The sequence below is a fragment of the Delftia sp. SD018 genome, from assembly GCF_017355445.1.
Lineage (GTDB): Bacteria > Pseudomonadota > Gammaproteobacteria > Burkholderiales > Burkholderiaceae_C > Comamonas > Comamonas acidovorans.
Genome location: NZ_JADDRN010000076.1, coordinates 1 through 502 on the forward strand (window position 1 = coordinate 1; position 502 = coordinate 502).

1 protein-coding gene is annotated in these 502 nt (G+C 69.5%); it reads right to left on the reverse strand.

Annotated features, from left to right (window positions below; translation table 11 throughout):
• Window positions 1-502, reverse strand: a 502-nt coding sequence (locus tag INR38_RS28600; protein WP_242699240.1) for a condensation domain-containing protein, incomplete at both ends; no start/stop codon positions are given.

Consider the following 502-nt stretch of genomic DNA (forward strand, 5'->3'; position numbering starts at 1 on the left):
GTCACCCTGCACGTCCAGCAGGCCGAAAGGCGCCGTGGGCTCATCCACATCGCCCAGCATGGCGCGAAAGAACTCTTCGTGCTCCCTGGCGCTCACCCCCAGCCGTGCCTGGACCACGAAGCGCCTGAACGGCAGCGGCCGGGGCAGCGCATGCTCGCGCCCCTGGCGGATCAGACCAATCTCCTCGACGATGCGCTCCAGCGTCGTGTGGTCCAGCACCAGATGGTGGGTCAGCAGCTGCAGCAGCCAGCGGCCCTGGGGCGCATCCTGCGCCGCCACGGCGCGGATCATCGGTGCCTTGCGCACTTCGATGCGCTGCACGCGCGGATCCAGCCGCTCGTACACTTGCGCCGCCGCATCGGCGCCAGCCTGCACCTCCAGCCACTCGGCCTGGACCTGCGCCTTGCGCCAGACCACCTGCACGGGCTCGGCCAATCCCTCCCAGAGCACGGCCGTGCGCAGGATGTCGTGCCTTGCGATCACCTGGTTGAGGCTGTCCACG